Genomic DNA, 26631 nt, shown 5'->3' on the forward strand with positions numbered 1-26631 from the left:
GGGGCGCACTTCCCGCCCGACGCGCCACCGAGAGAGGTGATCCGGACATGACCCAGACCATCAGCGAGGCCACGCCCACGGCCACGACCCCTGTCGACACCGGCTTCGCGGTCCGCCTTGACCAGGTCACCAAGGTCTTCGGCCGACGCGGCGGCACCCCGGTCCTGGACGGCATCGACCTGACCGTCGCCCCGGGCGAGTTCGTCTGCCTCCTGGGCGCGTCGGGCTGCGGGAAGTCCACCCTGCTCAACCTGATCGCCGACCTGGACCGGCCCACCTCGGGCACCATCGAGGTCTCCGGCGACCGCCCCGCGCTGATGTTCCAGGACCACGCGCTGTTCCCGTGGCTGACCGCGGGCAAGAACATCGAACTGGCCCTGAAGCTGCGCGGAGTGCCGCGCGAGCAGCGCCGCGCCGAGGCCGACGCACTGCTGGAGTTGGTCCGACTCGGCGGCGCGTACGGCAAGCGGGTGCACGAGTTGTCCGGCGGCATGCGCCAGCGGGTGGCGCTGGCCCGGGCCCTGGCCCAGGCCGGCGACCTGCTGCTGATGGACGAGCCGTTCGCCGCCCTCGACGCGATCACCCGCGACGTGCTGCACGACGAACTGGCCCGGATCTGGGCGGAGACCGGCCGCTCGGTGGTGTTCGTGACGCACAACGTGCGCGAGGCCGTGCGCCTCGCCCAGCGGGTCGTACTGATGTCTTCGCGCCCGGGTCGGATCGCCCGGGAGTGGACCATCGACATCCCGCAGCCGCGCCGGATCGAATCGGCCGGCGTATCGGATCTGTCCGTCGAGATCACCGACCACCTGCGAGGGGAGATCCGCCGCCATGGCCGCGCCTGATCTGACCAAGCCCGCCCCAGGGGCGGACACCGCCCCGGAGACCGACGCGGACGACCTCGCCGGGCTCGAAGCCGGCCTGGACGCGCTGGAGACCTACGACAAGGAGCGCAAGCCCCTGCACCGGGTGCTCCTGGAGAAGGTGCTGCCGCCGGTCGTCGCGATCGTGCTGGTGCTGGCCGCCTGGCAGATCGCCTACTCCATGGAGATCAAGCCCCGCTACGCGCTGCCCAGCCCCGCCGACGTGTGGGACGCGTTCATGGTGCAGTGGAAGAAGGGCACCGTCTTCGACATCCTGTGGACCAGCCTCTCCCGGGGCATCCTGGGCTTTTTGATCGCGGTCGCCATCGGCACCCCGCTGGGCCTGATCGTGGCCCGGGTGAACTGGATCCGGGCGGCGATCGGGCCGATCCTGTCCGGGTTGCAGTCGTTGCCCTCGGTCGCGTGGGTGCCGCCGGCGGTGATCTGGTTCGGCCTCAACAACAGCGCGATCTACGCGGTGGTGCTGCTCGGCGCGGTGCCCTCGATCGCGAACGGCCTGGTGGCCGGCATCGACCAGATCCCGCCGCTGTACCTGCGCGCGGGTCGGGTGCTCGGCGCGCGCGGGCTCAACAGCGTGTGGCACGTGATGCTGCCCGCGTCGCTGCCCGGCTACATCGCCGGCCTCAAGCAGGGCTGGGCGTTCTCCTGGCGCTCGCTGATGGCCGCCGAGCTGATCGCGGCCGGGCCGGAACTGGGCTCGGGCCTGGGCCAGTTGATGGACCAGGGGCGTGACCTGGGCGACATGCCGATGATGTTGACCGCGGTGTTCATGATCCTGATCGTGGGCATCGGCATCGAGATGCTGGTGTTCACCCCGATCGAGCGTCTGGTGCTGCGGCAGCGCGGCCTGGTCGCGGGCCGGTAGGAAAGCGGCCATGAACCTCGCCCCCCCGCTCCTGGCCGTCGCGCACGGCAGCCGCGATCCCCGGCATGCCGCGGCGATGGCCGCCCTGGCCGCGCGGGTGCGCGCGCTGCGGCCCGGGCTGCGGGTGGAGATCGGCTATCTGGACCACTGCGGGCCGCGGGTGCCGGAGCGGTTGGCCGAGTTGGCCGAGGCCGGAGCGGACACCGCGGTCGCGGTGCCGCTGCTGTTCACCCCGGCCTTCCACGCCAAGCAGGACGTGCCGAACGTACTGCGCCGGCGCGGATTGACGGTGCATCAGACGGCCACGCTGGCTCCGTCCCCGCTGTTGCTCGACGCTTTGAACCTGCGCATGCACGAGGCCGGGGTACGGCCGGGAGACGCCCGTTACGGCGTCGTCCTGGCCACCGCGGGCTCCACCGATCCGGAGGCGAACGCGGTGACCACCATCGTCGCGCGGGAGTGGCGGCGTACCGGTTGGTGCGCCGTGGTCCCCGCGTTCGCCTCCGTCCACCGGGGCTCCACGGTCGCCGCCGCGGTCGAGGGGTTGCGCGCCCTGGGGGCCGAGCGGATCGCGGTGGCGTCGTGCATGCTGGCGCCCGGGATCCTGCCGGACCGCATCGTCGAACAGGCGCTGGCGGCCGGTGCCGAGTCGGTCACCGAACCGGTCGCGGACACCGCCGAGATCGCCCGGTTGGTCCTCGACCGCTACGACGCGGCGCTGCCGGCGAGATCGGGGCTCTCGGCCTGAGCCCGGACCGGTACCATCACCGGCGTGATCGACTCGGTGGCCGGCGAACGTTCGGTGCTCGTGCGCGCGTGTGCGGAGGTCGGAGTATCGTCCGCCGACGCGACGTTGCTCTCCTTCGGCGAGAACGCGGTGTTCGCGCTGCCCGGGCCCGGTCTGGTCGCGCGGGTGGCCCGAGGGGCGCACATGGCCGAGCGCGCGCGGCGCGAGATCGCGGTCGCGTGCTGGCTGGCCGAACAGGACTTCCCGGCGGTGCGACCGGCGGCCGGGATCGAGGCCGCGCCGGTGCTGGTCGACAAACGCCCCGTCACCTTCTGGGAGTTGCTGCCGCCGGCCGAGCGTGAGCCGAACGTGGCCGACCTGGCCCGGCTGTTGCGCACACTGCACGCGCTGCCCGCGCCGCCGTTCGCGCTGCCCGCGCGGCATCCGCTGGCGCTGGTGGAGACCTGGCTGGACTCGGCCGAGGCGGCGGTCGGGCTGGCCGATCGACGCTACCTGTCGACCCGCCGCGAGGAGTTGGAGGCGGCCTGCCGCGAGCTGACCCCGGCGCTGCCGGCCGGCCTGATCCACGGCGACGCGCTGCTGCGCAACGTGGGCGTACACGGCGGCCGGGCGCTGCTGCTGGACTGGGAGACGGTCGCGCACGACCTGCGCGAGTTCGACCTGGTGCTCACTCCGATGGCCGCCGCCCGCTACGGCCTGCCCGACGGCGCGCAGCGCCGGTTCGCCCGCGCGTACGGCTTCGACGTGACCGAGTGGGCCGGCTACCGGGTGCTGCGCGAGACCCGGGAGTTGGCCGCCACCGCGTGGGTGGCCCAGCACGTGCCGGGCAACCCGGCGGCGGAGGAGGAGTTCCACCACCGGGTCCGCACCCTGCGCACCGGCGACACCGAGGCGCGCTGGCACGCGTTCTGACCGGCGTCCCGGTCCTCACGAGGTGCGCTTGCCCGCCACCCACAGCTGCTCGAACTCCTCCTGGAACAGCGGGTAGAGCCCGCGTACGGAGCCGCCCGCCGCGTCGGCGCGCAAGACGAACGCGGGCGACTCGACGCCGCGCGCGTGCCGCAGATACGGCTGGATCAGCCCCACGTCCCCGTCCACCAGGTAGGCCCCGAAGCGCGGCGCCTCGTCGTAGAGCCGGATCTCGATCCGGCGCGGCTCGCGCAGCTTCGCCCGGACGCGGCGCATGTGCAGGATGTTGAGCGTGGTCATCCGGGACAGCAGTCCCTTCTTGATGCCCTCGTCGCGCTCGCGCTGCTTCATCGCGTCGCCCGCCGGGTTGAGGAAGAGCAGCCGCATGTCGCACCCGCCGGCGCCCAGTCGGGCCAGATCGCGGCCCGAATAGTTCTGGCACAGCAGGTTGAGCGAGACGCCCATCGCGTCGATCCCGCGCGCGCCGTCGACCAGGTCGGCGAAGGGCAACCGGCGCTGCAGCGCGGCGCGGTCCTGGAAGACGCCCACCACGTCGGCGTAGCGCCCGGCGAACAACTCCTCGACCGCGTCCAGGGCGAGGCGCCGGTCGCCCTGGTCGGCGAGCGGCCCGTCCAGCATGGCCAGCACGCGCAGGCACGCGCGTTCCACCTGGGCGAGCACGTCGGGCGAGAGCACCCGGTTGCGGGCCACGATGTGCCGGCCGATCTCGACCTCCTCCAGCGCGCGTTCCAGCTTGCGCCGGTCCGGCAGGAAGGGCTCGAAGCACCACCAGTTGCGCACCATCAGCTCGCGCAGTTGCGGGAGGGTCAAAAAGGCGATCAGCTCGTCGTCGGCGGGGTCCACGATGTAGCCGCGTCGGCGACTCATCTCCCGTACCGCCTCGGCTCGTTCCACCCATTCGTTCTGCGCGTTTCCGGCCGCGGCCAGCACCCAGGCGCCGTCGTCGTGCGGGTGCTCGCCGGGTCCGTAGACGGGGACGAGCACCGCGCTGATCACCGCGCGCAGCCGCTGCTCGATCAGGTTCAGGTACACGTACGCCCGGCCCGCCCGGCGGCCGCGCAGCAGGGCGGCGGCCCAGTCGTCCTCGGTCCACGCGAGCGTCGCGGGGTCTATCCCCGGCATCGGGTCGGGCGGCCCGGAGCCGTCCAGGACGGCGGTGCCGGCGGCCGCGTGGCGGGGACCGGGCAGTGCGCCCGCGTCGAGGGCGAAGGAGCCGGTGTCGGGAAATCCGACGGTGCCCGGGACACCGGTGGTGCCGCCCGGGGGGTCGCCGTCGGGACAGGGGGCGTACGGGTCCGGGAAGGTGTCGCCGCCCGAGCCGAATCCGGTCGTGCCGTCGAGACCGGTCGTACTCGTCCCCGCCGCGGGATCCTCGTCGGTTGTCGAGGGTGGCGGGTTGGACTCCCGATCGGCCATCGCGTCCCATCCGTTCGTCGTCGAGCCGGAACCGAACGAGCGTATAGCGAAACCCGGCGGCCTCGGGGGGCCCGCGCGGGCCGGTCGGCGTGCCCCGTTCGGGTGACGAATCCGCCCGCGTTACCCGGATGGCGTAAGGCGATTGGGGGGACTCGACGCGCTCTGGCAACTTCTGCCGAGCAGCGCCATGTCATGGCGAAACAATTGCCGGATGGGAGAGGGTCTTCCCTCCTCCTGGTCCGGGGCGCAACCGAGTCGGATCGACGATCCGTCTCATCCGGCAGGAACCGTGGCACCCAGGAGGTCGTCATGTTGGCCACGAACAGCAGGATCCCGGCGGTATACAGCGGCGCCGAGGACGATTTCGCCCGGTATCGCGATGTGGTCGCGGAGATCTTCGCGCACCATCGGCGCACCGCGACCCCCGGCACCGACGGCGCGGCGTGCTCGTGCGGCGGCGCCTGGCCCTGCCGCGAGGAAGTGCTCGCCGCCGAACTGCTCGACTGGATCTGACCGTTCTGACCACAAATGATCGGCAACGATCGCTTCGATCGACCGTTCGACGCCCGGCGCAGGCATGAAATCCACTCGACCGGGGGACGCCTGGGTGGATTGCACCCCCGGATCGGGTCCGGTACGGGAGACTGCAAGCTGCCGAAATGCTGCCGAAGCACGATCCGCGACAAAGCAGGTTGCTCATGCAGGTCTGGCCCGGTCATTCGTATCCGCTGGGCGCCACGTACGACGGCGCCGGCACCAACTTCGCGGTCTTCTCGGAGGCCGCCGAACGCGTCTGGTTGTGTCTGCTGGACGAGGAGGGCGCCGAGCAACGCATCGAGCTGCGCGAGGCCGACGCCTTCGTCCGGCACGCCTACCTGCCCGGGATCCAACCCGGGCAGCGCTACGGCTACCGCGTCGAGGGCCCGTTCGACCCGGCCGCGGGCGCCCGGTGCAACCCGAACAAGCTGCTGCTCGATCCCTACGCCAAGGCGATGTGCGGCGAGGTGCACTGGCACGAGTCGATGTACGGCTACTCGTTCGAACACCCGGATCTGATGAGCACCACCGACTCCGGGCCGCACACGATGAACTCGGTGGTGATCAACCCCTACTTCGACTGGGGCGACGACCGGCCGCCGCGCACCGACTACCACGACACGGTCATCTACGAGGCGCACGTGCGCGGGCTGACCCGCAGCCACCCGGGCCTGCCCGAGGAGATCCGGGGCACCTACGCGGGCATGGCGCACCCGGCGGTGATCGAGCACCTGGTGAGCCTGGGGGTGACCGCGATCGAGCTGATGCCGGTGCACCAGTTCGTCCAGGACCACCGGTTGTCCGACCTGGGGATGCGCAACTACTGGGGCTACAACACGATCGGCTTCTTCGCGCCGCACGCGGCCTACTCGTCCACCGGCGAACGCGGGCAGCAGGTGCAGGAGTTCCGCTCGATGGTCAAGGCGCTGCACGCCGCGGGCATCGAGGTGATCCTCGACGTGGTCTACAACCACACCGCCGAGGGCAACCACCTGGGCCCCACGCTGTCCTTCCGCGGCCTGGACAACGCGTCCTACTACCGGCTCGCCGACGACAAGCGCTACTACCTGGACACCACCGGCACCGGCAACAGCCTGCTGATGCGCAGCCCGCACGTGTTGCAGCTGATCATGGACTCGCTGCGCTACTGGGTCACCGACATGCACGTGGACGGCTTCCGCTTCGACCTGGCCGCCACGCTGGCCCGACAGTTCCACGAGGTGGACCGGCTGTCCTCGTTCTTCGACCTGGTCCAGCAGGACCCGGTGGTCTCCCAGGTCAAGCTGATCGCCGAGCCGTGGGACGTCGGCGAGGGCGGCTACCAGGTGGGCAACTTCCCCCCGCTGTGGACCGAGTGGAACGGCAAGTATCGCGACACGGTGCGCGACTTCTGGCGCGGCGAGGAGCGCACCCTCGCCGAGTTCGGCTCGCGGCTGACCGGCTCCTCCGACCTGTACCAGGACGACGGCCGCCGACCGATCGCCTCGATCAACTTCGTCACCTGCCACGACGGCTTCACACTGCACGACCTGGTGTCGTACAACGACAAGCACAACGCGGCCAACCGTGAGGACAACCGCGACGGCGAGAGCCACAACCGGTCCTGGAACCACGGCGTCGAGGGCGAGACGGACGACCCGGACATCCTCGCGCTGCGCGCCCGCCAACAGCGCAACTTCATCGCCACGCTGCTGCTGTCCCAGGGCGTGCCGATGATCGCGCACGGCGACGAGTTCGGCCGCACCCAGCAGGGCAACAACAACGTCTACTGCCAGGACAACGAACTCTCCTGGGTGCGCTGGCCCGAGGGCGAGGGCCCCGACCTGCTCGAGTTCACCCGGATGATGACCCGGCTGCGCGCCGAGCACCCGGTCTTTCGGCGCCGCCGCTTCTTCCACGGCAGGTCCGTCCAGGGCACCCACGACGAGCTGACCGACATCGCCTGGTTCACCCCCACGGGCGAGGAGATGTCGGACGGCGACTGGTGGGCGGCCGCGGCCAAGTCGGTCGCCGTGTTCCTCAACGGCAACGCCATCTCGGAACCGGACCCGCGCGGCCAAAAGATCACCGACGACTCGTTCCTGCTGCTGTTCAACGCCTCGCACGAGGCCGAGGAGTTCACCATCCCCGCGGACCTGGGCCGCTCCTGGACCGTGGTGGTCGACACCGCCGACGACAAGACGGTGATACACGAGCCCAAGTCCCGCCCGACCATCGAGGGCGGCGCCGCCCAGACCGTCGAGCCCCGCTCGCTGGTGGTGCTGCAACGACCGTGACCCGATCACCCGCCGGCGTGGCTTTTCCCACCCCGGCGGGTGGTAGGTCGCGGATGTCCGGGGAAGCTTGTCGGCATGACCTCGTCGCCTTCTCGTGTTCCGACCGGCACCTATCGGCTCCAGCTGCAACCCGCGTTCACCTTCGCCGACGCCGCCGCCGCCGTGCCCCACCTCGCCTCGCTCGGGGTGAGCCACCTGCACCTGTCGCCGATCCTGCAGGCCGTCCCCGGATCCACCCACGGCTACGACGTGGTCGACCACTCGCGCGTGTCCGCCGACCTCGGCGGCGAGGACGGGCTGCGCGAGCTGGCGGCGGCCGCCGCCGGGCACGGGCTCGGGCTCGTGGTGGACATCGTGCCCAACCACATGGCGGTGCCCACCCCCGAGTCGCTGAACCGGCCACTGTGGGAGACGCTGCGCGAGGGGGTCGACTCGCCCTTCGCCCGCTGGTTCGACATCGACTGGACCCGGCACGACGGGCGCGTCCTGCTGCCCGTACTCGGCGGCCCGGTCGAGGAGGTCACCGACGAGCTGATCGTGGACGGCCACGTGCTGCGCTATCACGACCACGAGTTCCCGCTCCGGCCCGGCACCGAAAAACTCGCGCTCGACGAGCTGCTCGCCGCCCAGCACTACGAACTCGCGCACTGGCGACGCGCCGACAGCGAGCTGAACTACCGCCGCTTCTTCACCATCGCCGGGCTCATCGCCCTGCGCCAGGAGGACGACGAGGTCTTCGCGGCCACCCACGCCACCATCTTGCGGCTGCTGAACGAGGGCCTGATCTCCGGACTGCGGATCGACCACCCCGACGGCCTGGCCGACCCGCGCGCCTATCTGGAGCGGCTGCGCGCCGCCGCGCCGAACGCGTGGATCGTGGTGGAGAAGATCCTCTCCGACGAGGAGACGCTGCCCGCCGACTGGGCCTGCGACGGCACCACCGGCTACGACGCGCTGCGCCGGGTGGACAACCTCTTCCTGGACCCCGAGGGCGCCGACCCGCTGCGCGCGCTGCACCGCGAACAAACCGGGGTGCGCGAAGGCTTCGACTACCTCGCGCAACAGGCCAGGGCCGAGGTCCTCGCCGACGGCCTGGCCACCGAGTTCGCCCGGCTGCGCCGCACCCTGGACCGGCTGGAGCCGGTGGCCGGCGCCGGCGACGTCGGCCGGGCCCTGCCCCCGCTGCTGACCGCGTTCCCCACCTACCGCCCCTACCCCGGCGCCGGTCCCGGCTCGATCGCCGCGATGGCCCGCGCGCTCACCGCAGTCCCGGGACAGGTCTCCGAGGCGGCCCGCGAGATCGCCGAACTGGCGCTCGCCGACGGGGAGTTCGGTATCCGCTTCGGCCAGGTCGCGGCGGCGCTCGCGGCCAAGGGCGTGGAGGACCGCGCCTTCTACCGCTGGTACGCCCTGAGTTCGCTGAACGAGGTCGGCGGCGCGCCCGACACGTTCGGCCCGGACATCGCCGGGTTCCACGCCGCCTGCCGGCGCATGTCCCCGACCACGATGACCACGCTGAGCACGCACGACACCAAGCGCAGCGAGGACGTCCGGGCCCGCCTGTCGGTGCTCGCCGAGATCCCCGAGGACTGGGCGCGGCGGGTGCACGCCTGGAACGAGCGGTCCCGACCGCACCGATCCGAGTTCCGCTTCGGCCCGGACGGCTACGACACCTACCTGCTGTGGCAGACCCTGGTCGGCGCCTGGCCGCTCACCCCGGACCGGGCGGTGGCCTACCTGCGCAAGGCGATGCGCGAGGCGGCCCGGGAAACCACCTGGGCCGACCCGAACCCGGACTACGAGGCGGCGAGCGAGGCTTTCGTCCGCGCCGTCCTCGCCGACGACGAACTCACCGCCGACCTCGCCGACTTCGTCACCACGGTGGACCGCGCCGCACACGCCGTCTCGCTCGGCGCCAAATTGGTCCAGCTGACCATGCCGGGCGTACCGGACGTGTACCAGGGCGGCGAACTGGCGCTGTACACCCTGGTCGACCCGGACAACCGGGCCCCCGTCGACTTCGGGCGCGAACACGGCCCGCTGGACACCCTCAAGCTCCGGATCACCTCCGCCGCGCTGCGGCTGCGCCGCGCACATCCCGACTGGTTCGCCGGCGCCTACACGCCGCTGCGTGCCCGCGGCAAGGAAGCCGACCATGCCGTCGCCTTCATTCGCGGCGGCGAGGCGATCACGGTGGCGACCCGGCTGCCGGCCAATCTCGCCGCCAAGGGCCACTGGGGCGGCGCGCTGCTTCCGCTGCCCGAGGGCCGCTGGGTCGACGCGCTGACCGGCGGCACGTACACGGGCCAGGCCCGCCTGCGGCACATCCTGGAGGACCTGCCCGTCGCCCTGCTCACCCGGGGCTGATCCGGCCGGGCCGGGCCGGCGCCCGGCCGTTCCCATCCGCTCCCATTGGCTCCCATCCGTTCCGAGCCGTTCGCACCTGTTCCGAACTGTTCGCACCCGTTCGCACCCGTTCCCGGAAGGACACAACCATCGTGGTCAGGTTCGAGGTCTGGGCTCCGAAAGCGTCGTCCCTGGAGGTCGTCGTCGACGGCCGACGCAAGCCGATGCGCGACGCGAACCGGCCGGGGTGGTGGCAGGCGGACGTGCCCACGGCGGTACACGGCAGCGACTACGCGTTCGCCATCGACGGCAACGACCCGCTGCCCGACCCACGTTCGCGGTGGCAGCCCACCGGCCCCGACGGCCCGAGCCGCGTGGTCGACCACGCGGCGTACGCGTGGGGCGACGGGGCCTGGACCGGCCGACCGCTCCCGGGCGCGGTCGTCTACGAGTTGCACATCGGCACGTTCACCACCGAGGGCACGTTCGCCGCGGCCGTCGAGCGGCTCGACCACCTGGTCGACCTCGGCGTCACCCACGTCGAGGTGATGCCGGTGTCCGCGTTCCCGGGCCGGCACGGGTGGGGCTACGACGGCGTGTGCCCGTGGGCCGTGCACGAGCCCTACGGCGGCCCGGACGGCCTCAAGCGGTTCGTGGACGCCTGCCACACGCACGGCCTGGGCGTGATCCTGGACGTCGTCCACAACCACCTGGGCCCGTCCGGGAACCACCTGCCCGCCTTCGGCCCCTACTTCACCGACCGCTACCGCACCCCGTGGGGCTCGGCGGTGAACCTGGACGGCCCGGGCTCCGACGAGGTCCGCGCCTACCTGGTCGGCAGCGCGCTGATGTGGCTGCGCGACTACCACGTGGACGGACTGCGCCTGGACGCGGTGCACGCGCTCGCGGACAACCGCGCGGTGCCGTTCCTGGAGGAGTTGTCCGAGGCGGTGGACAAGCTCGCCGCCGCCACCGGCCGACCGCTGTTCCTGATCGCCGAGTCGGACCTGAACGACCCCCGCGTGGTCACCCCGCGCGAAAGCGGCGGCATGGGCGTGCAGGCCCAGTGGAGCGACGACTTCCACCACGCGCTGCACGCCCTGCTCACCGGCGAACGCCAGGGCTACTACGGCGACTTCGGCTCGATGGGCACCCTCGCCAAGACGCTCACCCGGGTCTGGCTGCACGACGGCACCTGGTCCTCGTTCCGCGAGCGCACACACGGCCGCCCGGTGCCCGTCTCGCGGATGCCCGCGTACCGTTTCCTGGGCTACCTCCAGACCCACGACCAGGTCGGCAACCGGGCCACCGGCGACCGGATCTCGGCGACCCTGCCGCCGGCGCTGCTCGCGGCGGGCGCCGCGCTCGTGCTCACCGCCCCGTTCACCCCGATGTTGTTCATGGGCGAGGAGTGGGGCGCGTCCACGCCCTGGCAATACTTCACCGACCACACCGACCCGGAGCTGGCCGAGGCGGTACGCAACGGCCGCCGCGCCGAGTTCGCCTCGCACGGGTGGGACGCGGCGCAGATTCCCGACCCGCAGTCGGCGCAGACCGTGCGCGACTCGTGCCTGGACTGGAAGGAGCCCGCCCGCGCCCCGCACGCGGCCCTGCTGGCCTGGTACCGGCGGCTGATCGCGCTGCGCCGGGAATGGGACAACCTGACCGACCCGGACCTGACCCGGGTCCAGGTCAGCTTCGAGGAGACGGCCGGCTGGCTGATGGTGCACCGGGGCGCGTTCCGTACCGCGGTCAACCTGGCCGAGCAGCCCGCGACGCTGCCGATGGGCACCGGGGCGGCGGAGATCGTCGCGGCCTGGGACGACCGCGCGGAGATCCGCCGGGGCCTGGTCGGCACCACGCTGCGGCTGCCCGCGACGTCGGTCGCGGTGGTCCGGATCGGCACCCGCTAGGAGGTGCCGCCCGGTCGACCGCGACCGCCGTCCTCGGCCGGCGGGACGCTCAGGCGTCGAGCAGGCGCTTCCGCTGGGCCTCGACGTCGAAGTCGCCGGCCGGGTAGCGGGGGTCCAACTCGGTCAGGTGCTCCAGGAGCAGCCGGCTGATCGCCCAGTTGCGGTACCACTTGCGGTCGGCCGGCACCACGTACCAGGGCGCCGCGTCGCCGTCGCACTTCTCCAACGCGGCCTCGTAGGCGGTGCGGTAGTCGGGCCACACGGAACGCTCGTCGATGTCGGCCGGGTTGAACTTCCAGTGCTTGTCCGGGTTGTCGAGCCGGGCCAGCAGGCGTTCCTTCTGCTCCTCGGGCGAGATGTGCAGGAAGACCTTGACGACGGTCACCTCGTCCTTCGCCAGGCCCTGCTCGAAGCGGTTGATCGTGGCGTAGCGGCGCGACCAGACCTGACGCGGGACCAGGTTGCGCACCCGGGCGATCAGTACGTCCTCGTAGTGCGAGCGGTCGAACACGCCGATCAGACCGGGTCCGGGCACCTGGGCGCGGACCCGCCACAGGAACGGGTGGGCGAGTTCGTCCTCGGTCGGCGCCTTGAACGCGTGGATGTGGCAGCCCGACGGGTTGAACTGGCCGATCACGTGCTTGACCGTACCGCCCTTGCCGGAGGTGTCCATGCCCTGGACCACCAGGAGCACCCGGCGGCGGGCGCCGCCGGCCACGGCCTGCGCGTACAGCCGCTCCTGGAGTTCGGCCAGCCGGGGCCCCATCGCGCCGATGTCGGCGAGCGCGTCGGCCTTGTCGCCCGCGAAGCTCGGCGTGGCGCGCGGATCGATCGCGGCCAGGTCCACGGGGCCGCCCGGCAGCCGCAACGCGGCCCGTACGGACGGCACATCGGCCGGGGGCGTGTACGTGTCGGCGGGCGCCTCGACGAGCACCCGGAGCCGGGGCGGGGCGGGCTCGGGTCGCAACTCGGCCGGGCCCGGGGCGACGGCGGGCGGGGCGCTGGGGTCGACGGCGGGCTCGGCGGCGGGGTCCGGATCGCCCGCGTCGGCGACCAAGTGCACGGCCCGCCCGACGGGCGGCTCCGGGTCCGCGGCCGGCGCCTCGGCGATCGCGCGCTCGGCCTCGGTCTGCTTCGCGAGTGCCCTCGCCGCCTTCGCGGCCTCGGCGGCGACCCGCTCGGCCGCGGCCTCCAGCGCCTCGGCGGCCTTGCGGTCCGCCTTCTTCGCGGCCTTCTTCGCGGCCTTGGCGAGGTCGGCCTGCGCCTCGCGCTCCGCCTTGAGCACCTTGGCCGCCTTCTTCGCGGCCTTCTTGGCGGCCTTGGCGGCCTCGTCGACCCGATCCGCCTTCGCGGCGCGGGCGGCCTTGTCGGGACCGGTGGCCTTGGCGGGCTTGCCGAGCTTCGTGGGCTTGGCGGTCTTGTCACCCTTGGCGGCCTTCGCAGGCTTGGCGGCCTTGTCGAGGTCGGCGGACTTCGCGGGCTTTGCGGGCTTCGCGGGCTTTGCGGGCTTTGCGGGTTTCGCCGCCTTCGCGGGTTTGGCGGGTTTTGCCGCCTTCGCGGGTTCGGTGGCCTTGTCGCCCTTCGCGAGCTTGTCGAACTTGGCGGGCTTCTCGGGCTTGCCGGCCTTCTTCGTGGCCGTCGCCCCCTTCACGACCGCCTCGGCGTCCGGGGCCTCGCCCAGGCCCACCGGCGTCGACCCCTTCGTGCCCCGGTCGGCCCTGCCTGCACTCCTGCCGTCGGCCTTCTTCGCCATGCCGCTGCCTCCGCGTCGTCGGGACCCGGGTCCGATGATGCCGCACCGACCCGCCGATCGCCCACGGGCGCCGCCCGGGCGGCGGTGGGATCAGCGGGGCGCGGGGACGCGCTCGGCGCCGTCGCGGGCCATCGACACCAGGCGCGAGATCGCGCGCAGGTACTTCTTGCGGTAGCCGCCGCCGAGCAGTTCCTCGGTGAACAGTTCGTCGAACGGCACGCCCGAGGCCACCACCGGCAGTTCGCGGTCGTACATCCGGTCCGCGAGCACCACCAGGCGTAGCGCGGTGCCCTGGTCCTCGACCGGGCGCACCCCGCGCCAGAAGACGCCGGTGATCCCGTCGAGCATCGCGCCGTAGCGGCTGGGGTGCACGGTGGCCAGGTGCGCGAGCAGCGCGGGGAAGTCGTCCAGCGCGGCGCCGTCGGGCGCGGCCTCGGCGGCGGCGGCGACCATGTCCTCGGCCACCGGCGCGGGCGCCGCCGGCAGGCCCCGGTGCCGGTAGTCCTCGCCGTCGATGCGCAACGCCTCGAAACGCGAGGACAACCCCTGTATCTCGCGCATGAAGTCCTGCGCGGCGAACCGCCCCTCGCCGAGCTTGTCCGGCAACGTGTTCGAGGTCGCGGCGAGCTTGACGCCCGCGTCGGCGAGCTTGCCCAGGAGGGTGGACACCAGGACGGTGTCGCCCGGGTCGTCGAGTTCGAACTCGTCGATGCACAGCAGCCGGTGGCCGGACAGCGCCTCGACGGTCCGCCGGAACCCGAGCGCGCCGACCAGGTTGGTCAGTTCGACGAAGGTGCACAGCGACTTCGGGCCGGGTGAGGCGTGCCACAGCGAGGCCAGCAGGTGGGTCTTGCCGACGCCGTAGCCGCCGTCGAGGTAGATCCCGCTCGGCCCGGCCGCCTGCTCCCGGCGGAACCAGCGGCGCTTGGTGCCGTCCCCGTTCAACTCCGCCGCGAACCGCTCCAGCCGCACCACGGCCGCGGCCTGCCCGGGTTGGTTCGGGTCGGGAATGTACGTGTCGAAACGCACGTCGCCGAACCGCGGCGGCGGAACCATCTCGGCGACGAGGCGGTCGGCGGGGACGCTGGGGTGGCGCGTGGTCAACGACACGGGAGCTACGGACACGATCATCAAGCCTACGACGCGTGCGAAACTCGATCGCATGCGCCGTCTCCTTCCCGTGCCCTCAACCCCCGACGAACCCGAGGTCGACCTGGTCGAGGCCTATGCCTATCCCCCCGACCGCACCTGGCTGCGGGCGAACATGGTGGCGAGCCTGGACGGCGCCGCGCAGGCCCCCGACGGCCTGTCCGCCGGACTGTCCTCGCCGGCGGACAAGCGCGTCTTCGGCGTGCTGCGCGGCCTGGCCGACGTGATCGTCGTGGGCGCGGCCACCGTGCGCCAGGAGGGCTACCGGCCGCCGCGGCCCAGGCCCGCCTACGCCGCCGCCCGCGCCGCCGCCGGACAGTTGCCCGCGCCGGTGATCGCGATCGTCTCGCGCAGCCTCGCCATCGACTTCACCACGCCGCTGTTCACCGAGGCGGTCACCCCCACCATCGTGATCACCTGCGAGGAGGCCCAGCCCAAGGGCCTGGCCGCGGCGGCGGAGTACGGCGACGTGCTCCTGGCCGGGCGCGACCGGGTCGACCTGGGCGTGGCCCTCGACGCGCTGGCGGCCCGCGGGCTGACCCGGCAGCTCACCGAGGGCGGCCCGCACGTCCTGGCGCAGATCGCCGCGTGCGGCCGGCTGGACGAGCTTTGCCTGACCGTGAGCCCGCTGCTGACCTCGGGACCCGCCCACCGGCTCCTGGCCGGCCCCACGCTCGCCGAGGCACAGGCGATGCGCCCGATCTCGATCCTCGAGGAGGACGGCGCGCTGTTCTCCCGCTACGTCCGCGCGTAGCCAGCGGCCGGGGCCGCTTCGGCGGCCCCGGCCGGCGCCCGCCGGTCCGCGGGAGTGGGAGGGTGAACTCCCGGGCAGACGGGGCACAGACACCCGGCTCGGCCGATGGATCAAGGAGTTTTGCGTGTACACGATCGTGCTGCTCGTCGAAAAGGTCCTGAACGAGGCGGACGTCGCGTTCGTGACCGGCCTGCACGAGGGCGTCGAGACGTCGTTCGTGGTGGTCCTGCCCGGCAAGGCCGACCATCGCAAGCTGCTCCAGGCGCTGGACGACGTGGCCCTGGTGCGCCTGGACGAGGCGGCCGAGGACCTCGAGGAGCGGCCCGGCCCCGACGACGGCGCGGAGGCGGCCCGGCGCACCCTGGAGGCGAGCGTGGCGGCACTGCGCGCGAGCGGGGCCACCGCCGTCGGCGAGACCACCCCCGGCCGGGACCCGCTGGACACCCTCAAGCAGATCGTCGACCGGCACCACGCCGACGAGGTGATCGTGCTCACCGACCCGCACTTCATCGAAGAGGTCTTCCACCGCGACTGGGCCTCGCGGGCCCGACAGAACGTCGGCGTGCCGGTGCTCAAGCTCTTCGCACACGACGTGAGCTGACACAATCGCGGGGAGCCCGCGCCGAACGCGGGTCCACCCCATTCGAAGGAGCCCGCTTCATGGCACCCCCCGCCGAGCCCGTCGACCTCGGCAGCCCGTTCTTCGTCGGCATCGGTGGCGCCGGCATGTCGGGGCTCGCCAAGATCCTCGCGATCCGCGGCGCGAGGGTCTCCGGCAGCGACGCCAAGGACTCCACCCAGGTGCTGGCGCTGCGCCGGCTCGGCTGCACGGTGCACGTGGGCCACGATCGAGCGAACGTCGCCGAGGACGTCTCCTGCGTGGTCGTCTCCTCGGCGATCCGGGAGGACAACCCCGAACTGGTCGTCGCGCGCGAGCGGGGCATCCCGATCGTGCACCGCGCCGACGCGCTCGCCCGGCTGATGGACGGCCGGCGCTCGGTGGCCGTCGCGGGCACGCACGGCAAGACCACCACGACGAGCATGCTCGCGGTCGGCCTGACCTCACTCGGCCTGGACCCCTCCTTCGCGATCGGCGCCGACCTCAACGAGGCGGGCAGCAACGCCCACCACGGCCTGGGCGACATCTTCGTGGCCGAGGCGGACGAAAGCGACCGCAGCTTCCACAAGTACGCGCCCGAGGTGGCGGTGGTGCTGAACGTGGAGCTGGACCACCACGCCAACTACGGCTCACTCGACGATGTGCTCGACGCGTTCGAGGTTTTCGCCGGCCGGATCGTGCCCGGCGGCACGCTGGTGCTCTCCGCCGACGACGCGGGCGCCGGCGCCCTGCGCGAGCGGCTGGCGGTCTCGGCGCCGACGCTGAACGTGGTCACCGTCGGCGAACACGAGGGCGCGGACCTGCGCCTGGCGCAGATCGAGGCGTCGGGCCTGAGCAGCCGGGTCACCGTGCACGGCAAGGCCGTGGGCGGCGAGTTGGTGCTCGCCGTCGCGGTGCCGGGGCGGCACAACGCCTCCAACGCGGTGATGGCGCTCGCGGTGGGCCTGGCGCTCGGCGTCGAGCCGCGGCGCATGGCCGACGGGCTGGCCAACTACCAGGGCGTGCGCCGGCGGTTCCAGCTCAAGGGCGAGGAGAGCGGCATCCGGGTCGTCGACTCGTACGCGCACCACCCCACCGAGATCACCGCCGACCTGGCCACCGCCCGCGGCGCGGTGGGCGCGGGCCGGGTGATCGCGGTGTACCAGCCGCACCTGTTCAGCCGCACCCAGCAGCTCGGGGTGGAGATGGGCCGCGCGCTCGCCGCGGCCGACATCGCCGTGGTGATGGACATCTACGCTGCCCGGGAGGACCCGCAGCCCGGCGTGACCAGCAACATCATCGCGCACGCCGCGCTGGACAACGGCGGCCTGGTGCGCACCGAGCACAGCTGGTCCGACGTGGCCGGCTCGGTGGCCGCGCTGGCCCGTCCCGGTGACCTGGTCCTGACCATGGGCGCGGGCGACGTGACCCTGCTCGGCCCGGAGATCCTGGACGCGATCCGCGCCCGCAGCACCGCCACCCGCTGAGTCCACTCCCGCCGGCGCCGTGCCGTCCCCTCGGGGAACGTCGCGGCGCCGTTGCGTGTTGGATGTGGACATGGCCTACGAAATCGAGAAGACCGACGACCAGTGGCGGGCCGAGCTGACCCCGGACGAGTTCCGGGTGCTGCGTCGGGCGGGCACCGAGCGTGCCTGGACGGGTGAGTACACCGAGACCAAGACGACCGGCGTCTACCGCTGTCGGGCGTGCAAGGCGGAGCTGTTCCGCTCCGACACCAAGTTCGACAGCCACTGCGGCTGGCCGTCGTTCTACGCGCCGCTGGCCGAGGACCGGGTCGAATACATCGAGGACGACTCGATGGGCATGACCCGGGTCGAGGTGCGCTGCGGGACCTGCGGCTCGCACCTGGGCCACGTGTTCGAAGGCGAGGGCTACGGGACGCCCACCGACCAGCGCTACTGCATCAACTCCATCTCGCTGACCCTGGAGCCGGACCCGCAGGGCTGACCCGAGACACGGGCGGCGCCGCTCGGGCCGGCCCGGGCGGCGCCGCCCGTTCAAACATCGGTACCGGCGGTGCGGCAAAACTCACATCGAGCCCGCGTGCGGCGGGCGCGTCCGCTATGCCTGGGGACCATGAATCCCTGGCTGCCACCCCTCGCGTACTCGGCCTGGACGGCGCTCGTACTCGGCGTCGCCATCGGGTCCGCCCGGCGCGGCGGCCGACGGGCGGACCGGGCGCGCCTGGCGGAACTGGACGCGGCCGAGTACGCGTTCGTCGGCGGCGGTGCGGCCCGCGCGGCCGACGTGTCCATCCTGGCCCTGCTCGGCGCGGGCGCGCTGCACCTGAACCGCGACGGGCAGGTGGTCGCGGCCCGGGCGCCGGCGGCCGACGCGGCGGGCGACGCGCCGCTGCGGATCCTGGACCGGGAGTACGGCGGCCTGCCGCTGCGCGACCTACGCACCCGGGTGGCCGCGGCGCCGGAGATCCAGGGCATCGGCGCCGACCTGTTCGCCGCCGGCCTGATCGCCCGCCCGGACGCGGGCCCGCGTCGGCTGCCCCGCTGGGCACTGTTCGCCACCCTCCCCCTGGGCCCGGCCACCGCGATCGCGGGCTTCGTCCGCGCCGACGACGCGACCTCCGGCGCGCTGCCGTGGGTGGGCCTGCTGCTCGCGGTCATCGGCAGCCAGGCGTGTGTCGCGGGCCTGCTGCTCCTGGGCGTGTTCGGCGAGCGGGTGGTGCCCACCGCGCCGACCATGCGCCGGCTGATCCGGCTGCGCCGCGACGAGACGGCCGTGGCCGCGCTCGGCGCCGACGGCCTGGGCACGGTCGCCCTGTGGGGCCTGGACCGCTTCCCCGACCCGGTGGTCAAGGAGATCTTCCGCCGCAACGCGCCCACCCCCGCCGGCCGCCCCCCGCAGTCCGCCTGGTGCGGCGGCGCCTCCTGCGCCTCCCCCCAGGGCGCCCGGGCAGGCTCCTGCGGCGGCACCGCCGACGGTTGCGGCACCTGACCGACCGCGCCCGCGGCGCGCTCGGGGCGGGCGAACCGAGGGAACTCCGCCTGGTTCGGTCCGGGACGGACCCGCCATGCTGGACGCATGCGGACAGCGGTGGGAATCGGATGGCGGCCGGAGATCGATCTGACCGTCGAGCGCCTGGCCGGCGTCGACTTCGTCGAGGTCGTCGCCGAGAACGTATGCGTCGGACACCTGCCCGAGTCACTGCGCGTGTTGTGCGAGCGCGGCGTCGAGGTCATCCCGCACGGCGTCGGCCTCGGCCTGGCCGGCGCCGACCGCCCCGACCCCGCACGCCTGGCCCGGCTGGCCGAGGTCGCCGGCGCCCTCGGCTCGCCGGTGGTCAGCGAACACCTGGCGTTCGTCCGGGCCGGCGGTATGGAGGCCGGTCACCTGCTGCCCACACCGATGACGTGGGACGCGCTCGACGTGGTCGCGGAAAACGTCCGCATCGCCCAGGACGCGCTGCCGGTCCCGCTCGCCCTGGAGAACCCGGCGACGCTGCTGACCTGGCCCGACAACGAGATGAGCGAGGCCCGCTTCCTGACCGAACTGGTCGAGCGCACCGGCGTGCGGCTGCTGATCGACGTGGCCAACCTGCACACCCAGCGGATCAACCACGGCGTCGACCCGGCCGCCGCACTGGCCGAACTCCCGCTGGAGGCGGTGGAGTACGTACACGTCGCCGGCGGCGTCGAACGCGACGGCCTGTGGCACGACACCCACGCGCACCCGGTGACCGAGCCGATCCTGGAGGTGCTGGCCACGCTGTGCGCGCTGCGCCCGCCGCCGCGCGTACTGCTCGAACGCGACGGCGACTTCCCGACGGCGGGCGAGATCGCCGCCGAGTTGGCCGCGATCCGCGCCGTGGTGGACCGCACGGCGGTGCGCCGGTGAACGCGCGCGAGCGGCTGGCCGCACAGCAGAGCGCGCTGCTCGCGGCACTGGTCGCCGGCGGGCCGACACCGCCGGGCTTCGACCCGGACCGGGTACGCGTCCAGGCCCGCGCGCTGGCCGCCAAGCGGCGCGACTCGGCGCTGCGCGCGGTGCCGGAGTTGGCGACGACGCTGGGCCCGCGCTGGCCGGGCGAGTTCATGACCTGGGCCCTGGTCCACCCGAAGCCCGCCGAGGGCGGCACCCGCGCCGACGTACACGCCTTCGCGGCCCATCTGTGGGAACGGGACGCGCTGCCGAAGGCGCTGGCCGAGGTGTTCGTCGAACGAAAGCCGTCCCGATGGACCCGGCTGCGCTCACGACTCGCATCCCGTGCGCCGGCCGGCCACGGGTAGGTACTCCACGCACGGGGGTCGACACCATGTTCTTGCCGCTGCTCGTTGCGGGGGTGGTCCTCGCCGCCGCCGTACCGGTCGTCATCGTCGTCCTGGCCCACCGCGCGGCCCGACGCAGGCTCCGCCACGCCTTCGGCCGACCGGCCGGCCCGCCCTTCGGGCGCGCACCGGGCACCGGCGTACCGTATGGCGGCGGGCCCGGCCCGTGGCCACCCGGCCCGCAGGGACACCAGGGGTACGACGCGCACGACCACCATCACCATCACCACTGGCGCGGCCACCACACCTCGTGCGGCACCGGCTGGTCCTGCGGCGGAGGCGGGGGCAGAGGCGGCAACTCGTCGTGTTCGAGCGGATCGTCGTGTTCGAGCGGGTCATCGTGTTCGAGCGGATCGTCCTGCGGGTCGTCGTGTTCGAGCGGGTCGTCCTGTTCGAGTTCGACCTAGATTCGACCCGACACCGCGCCTCCGGTCGGTCGGAGCGATCGATCGCAGCCCGCCGACCGACCGGGGCGAAGGCTCAGGCCAGGCCGGCGAGCAGTTCGGCGACCGGGTGCCGGCGACCGGTGTAGAACGGCACCTCCTCGCGCACGTGGCGGCGCGTCTCCGAACCGCGCAGGTGCCGCATCAGGTCGACGATGCGGTGCAGCTCGTCCGCCTCGAAGGCGAGGATCCACTCGTAGTCGCCCAGCGCGAACGACGGCACCGTGTTGGCCCGCACGTCCGGGTAGCCGCGCGCCATCCGCCCGTGCTCGGCGAGCAGCCGGCGGCGCTCGTCGTCCTCCAGCAGATACCACTCGTACGAGCGCACGAACGGATACACCGCGACGTAGTCGCGCGGGGTCTCCTCGGCCAGGAAGGCCGGGATGTGGCTCTTGTTGAACTCGGCCGGACGGTGCAGGGCCATGTTCGACCACACCGGCTCGAGCAGCCGGCCCAGGCCGGTGCGCCGGAAGCGGTTGTACGCCTCCTGGAGCGCGTCCGAGTCCTCCGCGTGCCACCAGATCATCAGGTCCGCGTCGGCACGCAGGCCGGAGACGTCGTAGGTGCCGCGCACCACCACGTCCTTGTCGAGCAGCTGCTCGAACAGCTGCTCCACCTCGCCCGCCAACTCGGCCCGCGCACCCGGCAGCGGCTCACGGAGTCGGAACACCGACCACATCGTGTACCTGATCACCTGGTTGAGGTCGCGGGCCTTGCGCCGGGCCGGCGCGGGTTCGCCCGCGGACTCCGGGCCGTCGGCGTTGAGGGCGGCGTCGATTCCCGCGGCGGCGGCGTCGACCGGTTCCGGGGTGTTTCCCGCGGTGCTTTGCGTCATGGTCCGATTCTGCCTGGCTCGCCCCCGCGCTCAGTGCACGGGGCGCGCGTACGGCCCGGCGAGCTGCGCCAGCACCTCGGTCGCGGCCCTGGTCGCGCTCGCCACACACGCCGGGATGCCGACGCCCTCGTACACCGCGCCGCACACCGCCAGGCGCGGCAACCGCTCGACCGCGTCGCGCACGCAGGCGATCCGACCGAGGTGGCCGACCGCGTACTGGGGCAGCCCGCCGCCCCAGCGGGTGACGCGGGTGTCGATCGGCTCGGCGGCCAGTCCGACCGCCTCGCGCAGGTCGTCGAGCGAGTCGGCGACCAGATCGGCGTCCTCGCGCTGGAGCACCGCCTCCTCGCCGGCCCGGCCGAGCGAGGTGCGCAGCACGAACAGGTCCGGATCCGACTCGGCGAGCCAGCCCCACTTGTTCGACGCGAACGTGCTCGCCTTGATCCGCCGGCCGTCCACCGGCGGCACCAAAAATCCGGTGCCGGCGGGCATCGACGCCAGGTCGGCGCGCCGAAACGCGAGGGTCACCAGCGCCATGCCCGCGTATTCGATCGAGGACAGCTCGACCGCCGCGACCGTCGAGTGCGGGCGCAGGAGGCGGGCCGCGGGTGCGGCCGGTACCGCGAGCACCACCGCGTCCGCCTCGATCGGGACGGGGGCGTTGGTCGGCCCGGTGATCAGCCGCCAGCCGGTCGGCGTGCGCTCCAACTCGCGCACCGTGGTCCGGGTCCGGATGCTGCCGCGCCCACCGGCCACCACGGCGCCGGCGACCGCGAGCGGCAACCGCCCGACACCGCCGCGCACCCCCATGAACACCGGCCCCGCAGGCCGCTCGGCGGCGCCGTCGAGCAGGTGGCGCACCCCCGCCACCAGCGAGCCGCCGGAGCGGGCGATCGGCAACAGCTGCGGAACGGCGGCGGCGAGCGAGATGTCGTAGGCGTTGCCCGCGTACACCCCGCCGAGCAGCGGCTCGACGAGCCGGTCCACCACCTCGTGGCCGAGCCGTTCGGAGACGTAGCGGCCGACCGAGACGTCGTCCTCGTAGCGGTGCGGCGCCAGCGCGTGGTCCAGCGGGATCCGGGCCAGGCCCGCGGGCGACAGCACTCCGCTCGCGGCCAGCGGCTCCAGGTCGCCCGGCACGCCCATCACATGACCGCGCGGCATCGGCCGCAACGCGCCACGCGTCCACAACGACGCGCCCGCGGTGGCCGGCGGCTGGAGATCGTCGCCCAACCCGACCTCACGGGCCAGGTCGATCGCCTCGGAGCGCCGAGCCAACATCGACTCCGCACCCTCGTCGACCGCAACCCCGGCGATGCTCCCGGCATGCAACTTCCCCCCCACCCGGGAAGCCCCTTCGAGCACGGTGACGGTGAGCCCGGGATCCCCATCGCGCAGCAAAACCCAAGCAGCCGTCAACCCGGCGATCCCACCCCCCACCACAACCACATGCCGCCCGCCGCCCATCACCGAACCACCCACGTCACACCCTCTCCCACAATCCACCCCAACCCAACCCCCGAACCCAAACCCCCCAAAAGCCCACCAACAACCAAAACCACCCCAATGCCGCGGAACTAACCCTCAACCAACCCAATCAAACCCAGCCGCCCCCTGCCCCCACCCAGGCCAATCCACCCCACCCCGACCCAACCAAGCCGACTGGCCCCCAAACCAGCCGACCAAGCCGGCCAAGTCAGCCCGATCAGCGCTTGAGGCCACCCCAACCCGACCAAATCCCACCGCCACCCCAACCACAAACCACATCAGCCCAGCCGGCGCTCAAGGCCAAACCGCCCACCTCACCGCAACCAATCCAGCCCGGCCGGCGCTTGAGGCCACCCCAACCCGACCGAACCCCAACGCCGGCGCGACCACAAACCACATTCAGCCCGGCCGGCCCTCAAGACCAAGCCACCCACCTCACCGCAACCAATCCAGCCCGGCCGGCGCTTGAGGCCACCCCAACCCGACCGAACCCCAACGCCGGCCCAACCACAAACCACATTCAGCCCGGCCGGCGCATGAGGCCAAAGCCGCTCTCCCCCAACCCCAGCCGAACCACAAACCCCCAGCCCGGCCGGCGCATGAGGCCAAAAAGCCGACCTACCGGGCGCTAGCCGAGTGCACATGCGCCACCAGGCGCGTGAGCACCTCGGGATCCGTATTCGGCAACACCCCATGCCCCAAATTGAAGATGTGCCCCTCCGCACCACGCCCCGCCACCAACACCTCGTCGGCCTTGGCCCGAACCGCCTCCCACGGCGCGAACACCACCGCCGAGTCCAGGTTCCCCTGCAACGCCCGCCCCGGCCCCACCCGCCGCGCCGCCTCGTCCAGCGGGATGCGCCAGTCGACGCCCACCACGTCCGCCCCGGCCTCGCCGAACATGCGCAGCAACTCGCCGGTGCCCACCCCGAAGTGGATCCGCGGCACGCCGTAGTGCTCGACCGACGCCAACACCTTCGTGCTCGCCGGCAGCACCGACGCCCGGTAGTCCGCCGCGGACAGCGCCCCGGCCCACGAGTCGAACAGCTGGATCGCCGACGCGCCCGCCTCGATCTGTACCTTCAAAAACGCCGACGTGATCTCCGCGAGCCGGTCCACCAGATCGGCCCACAGCCGCGGGTCGCCGTACATCAGCGCCTTGGTGCGCTCGTGGTTCTTCGACGGCCCGCCCTCGACCAGGTAGCTCGCGAGGGTGAACGGCGCACCGGCGAAGCCGATCAGCGGCGTGGCACCCAGCTCGCCGACGAGTTGGCCGACCGCCTCGGTGATGTACGGCACGTCGTCGGGCGTGAGGTCGCGCAACTGCGCGAGGTCGTCGCGCGAGCGGATCGGATTCGCCACCACCGGACCGACGCCCGGCTTGATGTCGAGATCGATTCCGATCGCCTTGAGCGGGACCACGATGTCGCTGAAGAAGATCGCCGCGTCCACCCCGTGCCGCCGCACCGGCTGGAGCGTGATCTCGGTGACCAGGTCCGGCCGCATGCACGAGTCGAGCATCGCGGTGCCCTCGCGCAGCTTGCGGTACTCGGGCAGCGAACGGCCCGCCTGACGCATGAACCACACCGGGGTGTGCGGGACGGGTTCGCGCCGGCAGGCGCGCAGGAAGGCCGAGTCGCGGACGGTGGCGTGCGGAAGGCTCGTTTCGGTCACGTCCGCCATCGTCCCAGACGCACGCGGGCGGCCCAGACGGAGCACCCCGCCCGGCGCGTCGCCCGGGCCCGACCCCCCCGACGCGGCCTAGGCTGCCAGGCATGGCAGGAGTCGGCGAGACCGAGGAGCCCGAGGAGTTCCGGCAGGCACTGGCCGGATGGCGGGCCGCGGTCCTGCGTCCGGAGATCGTGCTGGAGGAGATGGCCCGGCCGCGCGGCCTGGCGCCCTACTCCGCCGCGTTCACCGCCGAGGTGGCACTCGGCGAGGACGAGGACGAACTCGCCGGCGGCCGGATCGTGCTGCTGCACGACCCGGCGGGCCACGAGGCGTGGGAGGGCACGTTCCGCGTGGTCACCATGACCCGCGCCGAACTCGAACCCGAACTGGCGATGGACCCGCTGCTGCCCGAGGTCGGCTGGACCTGGCTGACCGAGTCGCTGTACGCGGTCGGCGCGACCTATCGCGCCCCCAGCGGCACGGTCAGCCGCAGCACCTCGCAGGGCTTCGGCGGCCTGTCCGGACAGATCGCCCGCACCGAGATCGAGATCAGGGCGTCGTGGACTCCGGCCGACGACGAGTTGTCGCCGCATCTGCTGGCGTGGACCGAACTGCTGTGCACCTGTGCCGGTTTGCCGCCGGTGACAGCCGGGGAGGGCGTCGTCGCCATACCGCGCCGGCCCTCGCGACCCGGTTCCTGACACGCCGGATCACCGTCGCGATACCCCTCGGTCACACATCCGGGTCAACGTCGCATAACGGATTTGGATCTTCCTCTAAAGCCCGGCGCCATATGTGCCGAAGGACAGGGTGACCACCCCGAAGGAGTAGCTGGTCGGGCCGCTTCTTCGGGAATCGCGATCACTGCGCAGGAGGCCCGGTGTCGGTACTTCTCGATCACCCTGCAAACCTGCTTGCCTATCGTCCTTCCAAGCCCACGGCGATGGTCGTCGTCGCGGACCCCCGGGTTCGCGACGCCGTCATCCGCCACCTGTGGGCCCTCGGTGTACGCGACGTCGTCGGGGCGTCGACCATCGCCGAGGCTCGCTCCCGTGCCGGCACGCCGCGCGACCTGTGTGTCGCCGACGTGCACCTGCCGGACGGCTCCGGACTCACGCTTCTCACCGAGATGCGCGCGTCCGGGTGGCCGAACGGCCTGGCACTCTCCGCAGCCGACGACATCGGTGCCGTTCGCTCCGCGCTTGCCGCGGGTGTTCGGGGCTACGTCGTGACCGGCGCGCGAGCGGGACTGAACCCTGGACACGCACGGCAAGCCGGAATGCACCACGGGATGCCCCAGGCAAACCGCATGCGTCCGTCGGAACAGCGCGGGACGGAGCCCGGCTCCGGCGTCCGGGAGCTTTCGGCGCGCGAGATCGAGGTCCTGCGCCTCGTCGCGGAGGGCCGGTCCAACAAGGCGATCGGTCAGGCGATGGGCCTGTCGGCGCTGACCGTCAAGAGCCATCTCGCCCGCATCGCCCGCAAGATGGGCACGGGCGACCGGGCCGGCATGGTGGCCCTCGCGTTGCGGGCGGGCATCATCAGCTGACCCTGGTCGGCACCGATCGGCCCCGAGTCGGCGGAGCATCAGGACACCTCATCAGGTGACACATCATCAGGTACAGCCGAATCCCGGCGGGTGAACCCACCCGCCGGGATTCGGCTTTTCCGGGAGTGGACCCTCCGGTTCCGCGCGCGATTTCGTACGGTTGCGACCGCCC

The 26631-nt window shown here is 72.6% G+C and carries 21 protein-coding genes and 1 pseudogene; 16 read left to right on the forward strand and 6 right to left on the reverse strand.

The window, feature by feature from the left end:
* Nucleotides 1–47 precede the first annotated feature (47 nt).
* From B4N89_RS06200 to B4N89_RS06215, 4 genes are read left to right on the forward strand one after another with little or no spacing between them, the layout of a single operon-like run.
* Nucleotides 48–845, forward strand: coding sequence for an ABC transporter ATP-binding protein (locus B4N89_RS06200; RefSeq protein WP_078974860.1), 798 nt, complete (start codon nucleotides 48–50; stop codon nucleotides 843–845).
* On the forward strand, nucleotides 832–1749 hold the full coding sequence (locus B4N89_RS06205) for an ABC transporter permease (RefSeq protein ID WP_078974861.1): 918 nt from the start codon (nucleotides 832–834) through the stop codon (nucleotides 1747–1749). Before B4N89_RS06200 ends, B4N89_RS06205 begins: the two co-directional genes overlap by 14 nt.
* A 10-nt stretch (nucleotides 1750–1759) precedes the next feature.
* Nucleotides 1760–2497 (forward strand): sirohydrochlorin chelatase, encoded by a 738-nt coding sequence (locus B4N89_RS06210; protein WP_078974862.1) that lies wholly within the window; start codon nucleotides 1760–1762, stop codon nucleotides 2495–2497.
* Between the two features lie 24 nt (nucleotides 2498–2521).
* Nucleotides 2522–3409, forward strand: a complete 888-nt coding sequence (locus B4N89_RS06215; protein ID WP_235618491.1) for a phosphotransferase enzyme family protein — start codon at nucleotides 2522–2524, stop codon at nucleotides 3407–3409.
* Between the two features lie 15 nt (nucleotides 3410–3424).
* Here B4N89_RS06215 and B4N89_RS06220 read toward each other — a convergent pair whose 3' ends face one another.
* Nucleotides 3425–4843, reverse strand: coding sequence for an SAV2148 family HEPN domain-containing protein (locus B4N89_RS06220; RefSeq protein WP_078974863.1), 1419 nt, complete (start codon nucleotides 4841–4843; stop codon nucleotides 3425–3427).
* A 309-nt stretch (nucleotides 4844–5152) separates the two neighbouring features.
* Between B4N89_RS06220 and B4N89_RS06225 the strand changes: the two genes are divergently transcribed.
* The 4 genes from B4N89_RS06225 (at nucleotide 5153) to treZ (ending at nucleotide 11915) form a co-directional block, all read left to right on the forward strand.
* Complete coding sequence (locus tag B4N89_RS06225; protein WP_078974864.1) at nucleotides 5153–5356, forward strand: hypothetical protein; 204 nt, start codon at nucleotides 5153–5155, stop codon at nucleotides 5354–5356.
* Nucleotides 5357–5541: 185 nt separating this feature from the next.
* On the forward strand, nucleotides 5542–7656 hold the full coding sequence (gene glgX, locus B4N89_RS06230) for a glycogen debranching protein GlgX (RefSeq protein ID WP_078979142.1): 2115 nt from the start codon (nucleotides 5542–5544) through the stop codon (nucleotides 7654–7656).
* A 75-nt stretch (nucleotides 7657–7731) separates the two neighbouring features.
* Nucleotides 7732–10023 carry a malto-oligosyltrehalose synthase gene (gene treY, locus B4N89_RS06235; RefSeq protein WP_078974865.1) on the forward strand — a complete coding sequence of 764 codons (2292 nt, stop codon included), beginning with the start codon at nucleotides 7732–7734 and terminating at the stop codon, nucleotides 10021–10023.
* Nucleotides 10024–10154: 131 nt separating this feature from the next.
* Nucleotides 10155–11915: a malto-oligosyltrehalose trehalohydrolase gene (gene treZ / locus B4N89_RS06240; RefSeq protein WP_078974866.1), complete on the forward strand. Its 1761-nt coding sequence runs from the start codon at nucleotides 10155–10157 to the stop codon at nucleotides 11913–11915.
* Between the two features lie 49 nt (nucleotides 11916–11964).
* Here the strand turns inward: treZ and B4N89_RS50640 are convergent, their stop codons facing one another.
* On the reverse strand, nucleotides 11965–12804 hold the full coding sequence (locus B4N89_RS50640) for a PPK2 family polyphosphate kinase (protein WP_235618890.1): 840 nt from the start codon (nucleotides 12802–12804) through the stop codon (nucleotides 11965–11967).
* A 954-nt stretch (nucleotides 12805–13758) separates the two neighbouring features.
* Nucleotides 13759–14799 carry a cell division protein ZapE gene (zapE, locus tag B4N89_RS06250; protein WP_078974868.1) on the reverse strand — a complete coding sequence of 347 codons (1041 nt, stop codon included), beginning with the start codon at nucleotides 14797–14799 and terminating at the stop codon, nucleotides 13759–13761.
* 31 nt (nucleotides 14800–14830) lie between these two features.
* On the opposite strand from zapE, the gene B4N89_RS06255 reads away from it, so the two are divergent.
* The 6 genes and pseudogenes from B4N89_RS06255 to B4N89_RS06280 all read left to right on the forward strand — a co-directional run bounded on the left by B4N89_RS06255 (nucleotide 14831) and on the right by B4N89_RS06280 (nucleotide 20434).
* Nucleotides 14831–15571: a pyrimidine reductase family protein gene (locus B4N89_RS06255; RefSeq protein ID WP_078974869.1), complete on the forward strand. Its 741-nt coding sequence runs from the start codon at nucleotides 14831–14833 to the stop codon at nucleotides 15569–15571.
* Between the two features lie 124 nt (nucleotides 15572–15695).
* A complete protein-coding gene (locus tag B4N89_RS06260) occupies nucleotides 15696–16172 on the forward strand; it encodes an indole-3-glycerol phosphate synthase (RefSeq protein WP_078974870.1) in 477 nt (158 codons plus the stop codon).
* Nucleotides 16173–16231: 59 nt separating this feature from the next.
* Nucleotides 16232–17656 carry a UDP-N-acetylmuramate--L-alanine ligase gene (gene murC, locus B4N89_RS06265; protein WP_078974871.1) on the forward strand — a complete coding sequence of 475 codons (1425 nt, stop codon included), beginning with the start codon at nucleotides 16232–16234 and terminating at the stop codon, nucleotides 17654–17656.
* Nucleotides 17657–17726: 70 nt separating this feature from the next.
* Complete coding sequence (gene msrB / locus B4N89_RS06270; protein ID WP_078979143.1) at nucleotides 17727–18137, forward strand: peptide-methionine (R)-S-oxide reductase MsrB; 411 nt, start codon at nucleotides 17727–17729, stop codon at nucleotides 18135–18137.
* A 129-nt stretch (nucleotides 18138–18266) separates the two neighbouring features.
* The gene (locus B4N89_RS06275; RefSeq protein ID WP_078974872.1) at nucleotides 18267–19142 is read left to right on the forward strand and encodes a TIGR04222 domain-containing membrane protein; all 876 of its coding nucleotides are present in this window, start codon (nucleotides 18267–18269) and stop codon (nucleotides 19140–19142) included.
* Between the two features lie 87 nt (nucleotides 19143–19229).
* A pseudogene (locus tag B4N89_RS06280) lies at nucleotides 19230–20434 on the forward strand (DUF692 domain-containing protein).
* A gap of 519 nt (nucleotides 20435–20953) precedes the next feature.
* Here B4N89_RS06280 and hemQ read toward each other — a convergent pair.
* From hemQ to hemE, 3 genes are all read right to left on the reverse strand, one after another.
* Nucleotides 20954–21751: a hydrogen peroxide-dependent heme synthase gene (hemQ, locus tag B4N89_RS06290; protein WP_235618492.1), complete on the reverse strand. Its 798-nt coding sequence runs from the start codon at nucleotides 21749–21751 to the stop codon at nucleotides 20954–20956.
* Between the two features lie 30 nt (nucleotides 21752–21781).
* A complete protein-coding gene (gene hemG / locus B4N89_RS06295; RefSeq protein WP_078974874.1) occupies nucleotides 21782–23218 on the reverse strand; it encodes a protoporphyrinogen oxidase in 1437 nt (478 codons plus the stop codon).
* A gap of 639 nt (nucleotides 23219–23857) precedes the next feature.
* The gene (hemE, locus tag B4N89_RS06300) at nucleotides 23858–24922 is read right to left on the reverse strand and encodes a uroporphyrinogen decarboxylase (protein WP_078974875.1); all 1065 of its coding nucleotides are present in this window, start codon (nucleotides 24920–24922) and stop codon (nucleotides 23858–23860) included.
* Between the two features lie 92 nt (nucleotides 24923–25014).
* Between hemE and B4N89_RS06305 the strand changes: the two genes are divergently transcribed.
* Both B4N89_RS06305 and B4N89_RS06310 read left to right on the forward strand, forming a co-directional pair.
* Nucleotides 25015–25611, forward strand: coding sequence for a DUF3000 domain-containing protein (locus B4N89_RS06305; RefSeq protein WP_078974876.1), 597 nt, complete (start codon nucleotides 25015–25017; stop codon nucleotides 25609–25611).
* 179 nt (nucleotides 25612–25790) lie between these two features.
* Nucleotides 25791–26459, forward strand: coding sequence for a response regulator transcription factor (locus B4N89_RS06310; protein WP_078974877.1), 669 nt, complete (start codon nucleotides 25791–25793; stop codon nucleotides 26457–26459).
* The last annotated feature ends 172 nt before the right edge of the window (nucleotides 26460–26631 follow it).

This window comes from Embleya scabrispora, assembly GCF_002024165.1.
Lineage (GTDB): Bacteria > Actinomycetota > Actinomycetes > Streptomycetales > Streptomycetaceae > Embleya > Embleya scabrispora_A.

Bases quoted from the DNA above. Each gene is read 5' to 3' on its own strand.
- B4N89_RS06200 (WP_078974860.1), top strand. From the start codon at position 48: ATGACCCAGACCATCAGCGAGGCCACGCCCACGGCCACGACCCCTGTC.
- B4N89_RS06205 (WP_078974861.1), top strand. From the start codon at position 832: ATGGCCGCGCCTGATCTGACCAAGCCCGCCCCAGGGGCGGACACCGCC.
- B4N89_RS06210 (WP_078974862.1), top strand. From the start codon at position 1,760: ATGAACCTCGCCCCCCCGCTCCTGGCCGTCGCGCACGGCAGCCGCGAT.
- B4N89_RS06220 (WP_078974863.1), bottom strand. From the start codon at position 4,843: ATGGCCGATCGGGAGTCCAACCCGCCACCCTCGACAACCGACGAGGAT.
- B4N89_RS06225 (WP_078974864.1), top strand. From the start codon at position 5,153: ATGTTGGCCACGAACAGCAGGATCCCGGCGGTATACAGCGGCGCCGAG.
- glgX (WP_078979142.1), top strand. From the start codon at position 5,542: ATGCAGGTCTGGCCCGGTCATTCGTATCCGCTGGGCGCCACGTACGAC.
- treY (WP_078974865.1), top strand. From the start codon at position 7,732: ATGACCTCGTCGCCTTCTCGTGTTCCGACCGGCACCTATCGGCTCCAG.
- zapE (WP_078974868.1), bottom strand. From the start codon at position 14,799: ATGATCGTGTCCGTAGCTCCCGTGTCGTTGACCACGCGCCACCCCAGC.
- B4N89_RS06255 (WP_078974869.1), top strand. From the start codon at position 14,831: ATGCGCCGTCTCCTTCCCGTGCCCTCAACCCCCGACGAACCCGAGGTC.
- murC (WP_078974871.1), top strand. From the start codon at position 16,232: ATGGCACCCCCCGCCGAGCCCGTCGACCTCGGCAGCCCGTTCTTCGTC.
- msrB (WP_078979143.1), top strand. From the start codon at position 17,727: ATGGCCTACGAAATCGAGAAGACCGACGACCAGTGGCGGGCCGAGCTG.
- B4N89_RS06275 (WP_078974872.1), top strand. From the start codon at position 18,267: ATGAATCCCTGGCTGCCACCCCTCGCGTACTCGGCCTGGACGGCGCTC.
- hemQ (WP_235618492.1), bottom strand. From the start codon at position 21,751: ATGACGCAAAGCACCGCGGGAAACACCCCGGAACCGGTCGACGCCGCC.
- hemG (WP_078974874.1), bottom strand. From the start codon at position 23,218: ATGGGCGGCGGGCGGCATGTGGTTGTGGTGGGGGGTGGGATCGCCGGG.
- hemE (WP_078974875.1), bottom strand. From the start codon at position 24,922: ATGGCGGACGTGACCGAAACGAGCCTTCCGCACGCCACCGTCCGCGAC.
- B4N89_RS06305 (WP_078974876.1), top strand. From the start codon at position 25,015: ATGGCAGGAGTCGGCGAGACCGAGGAGCCCGAGGAGTTCCGGCAGGCA.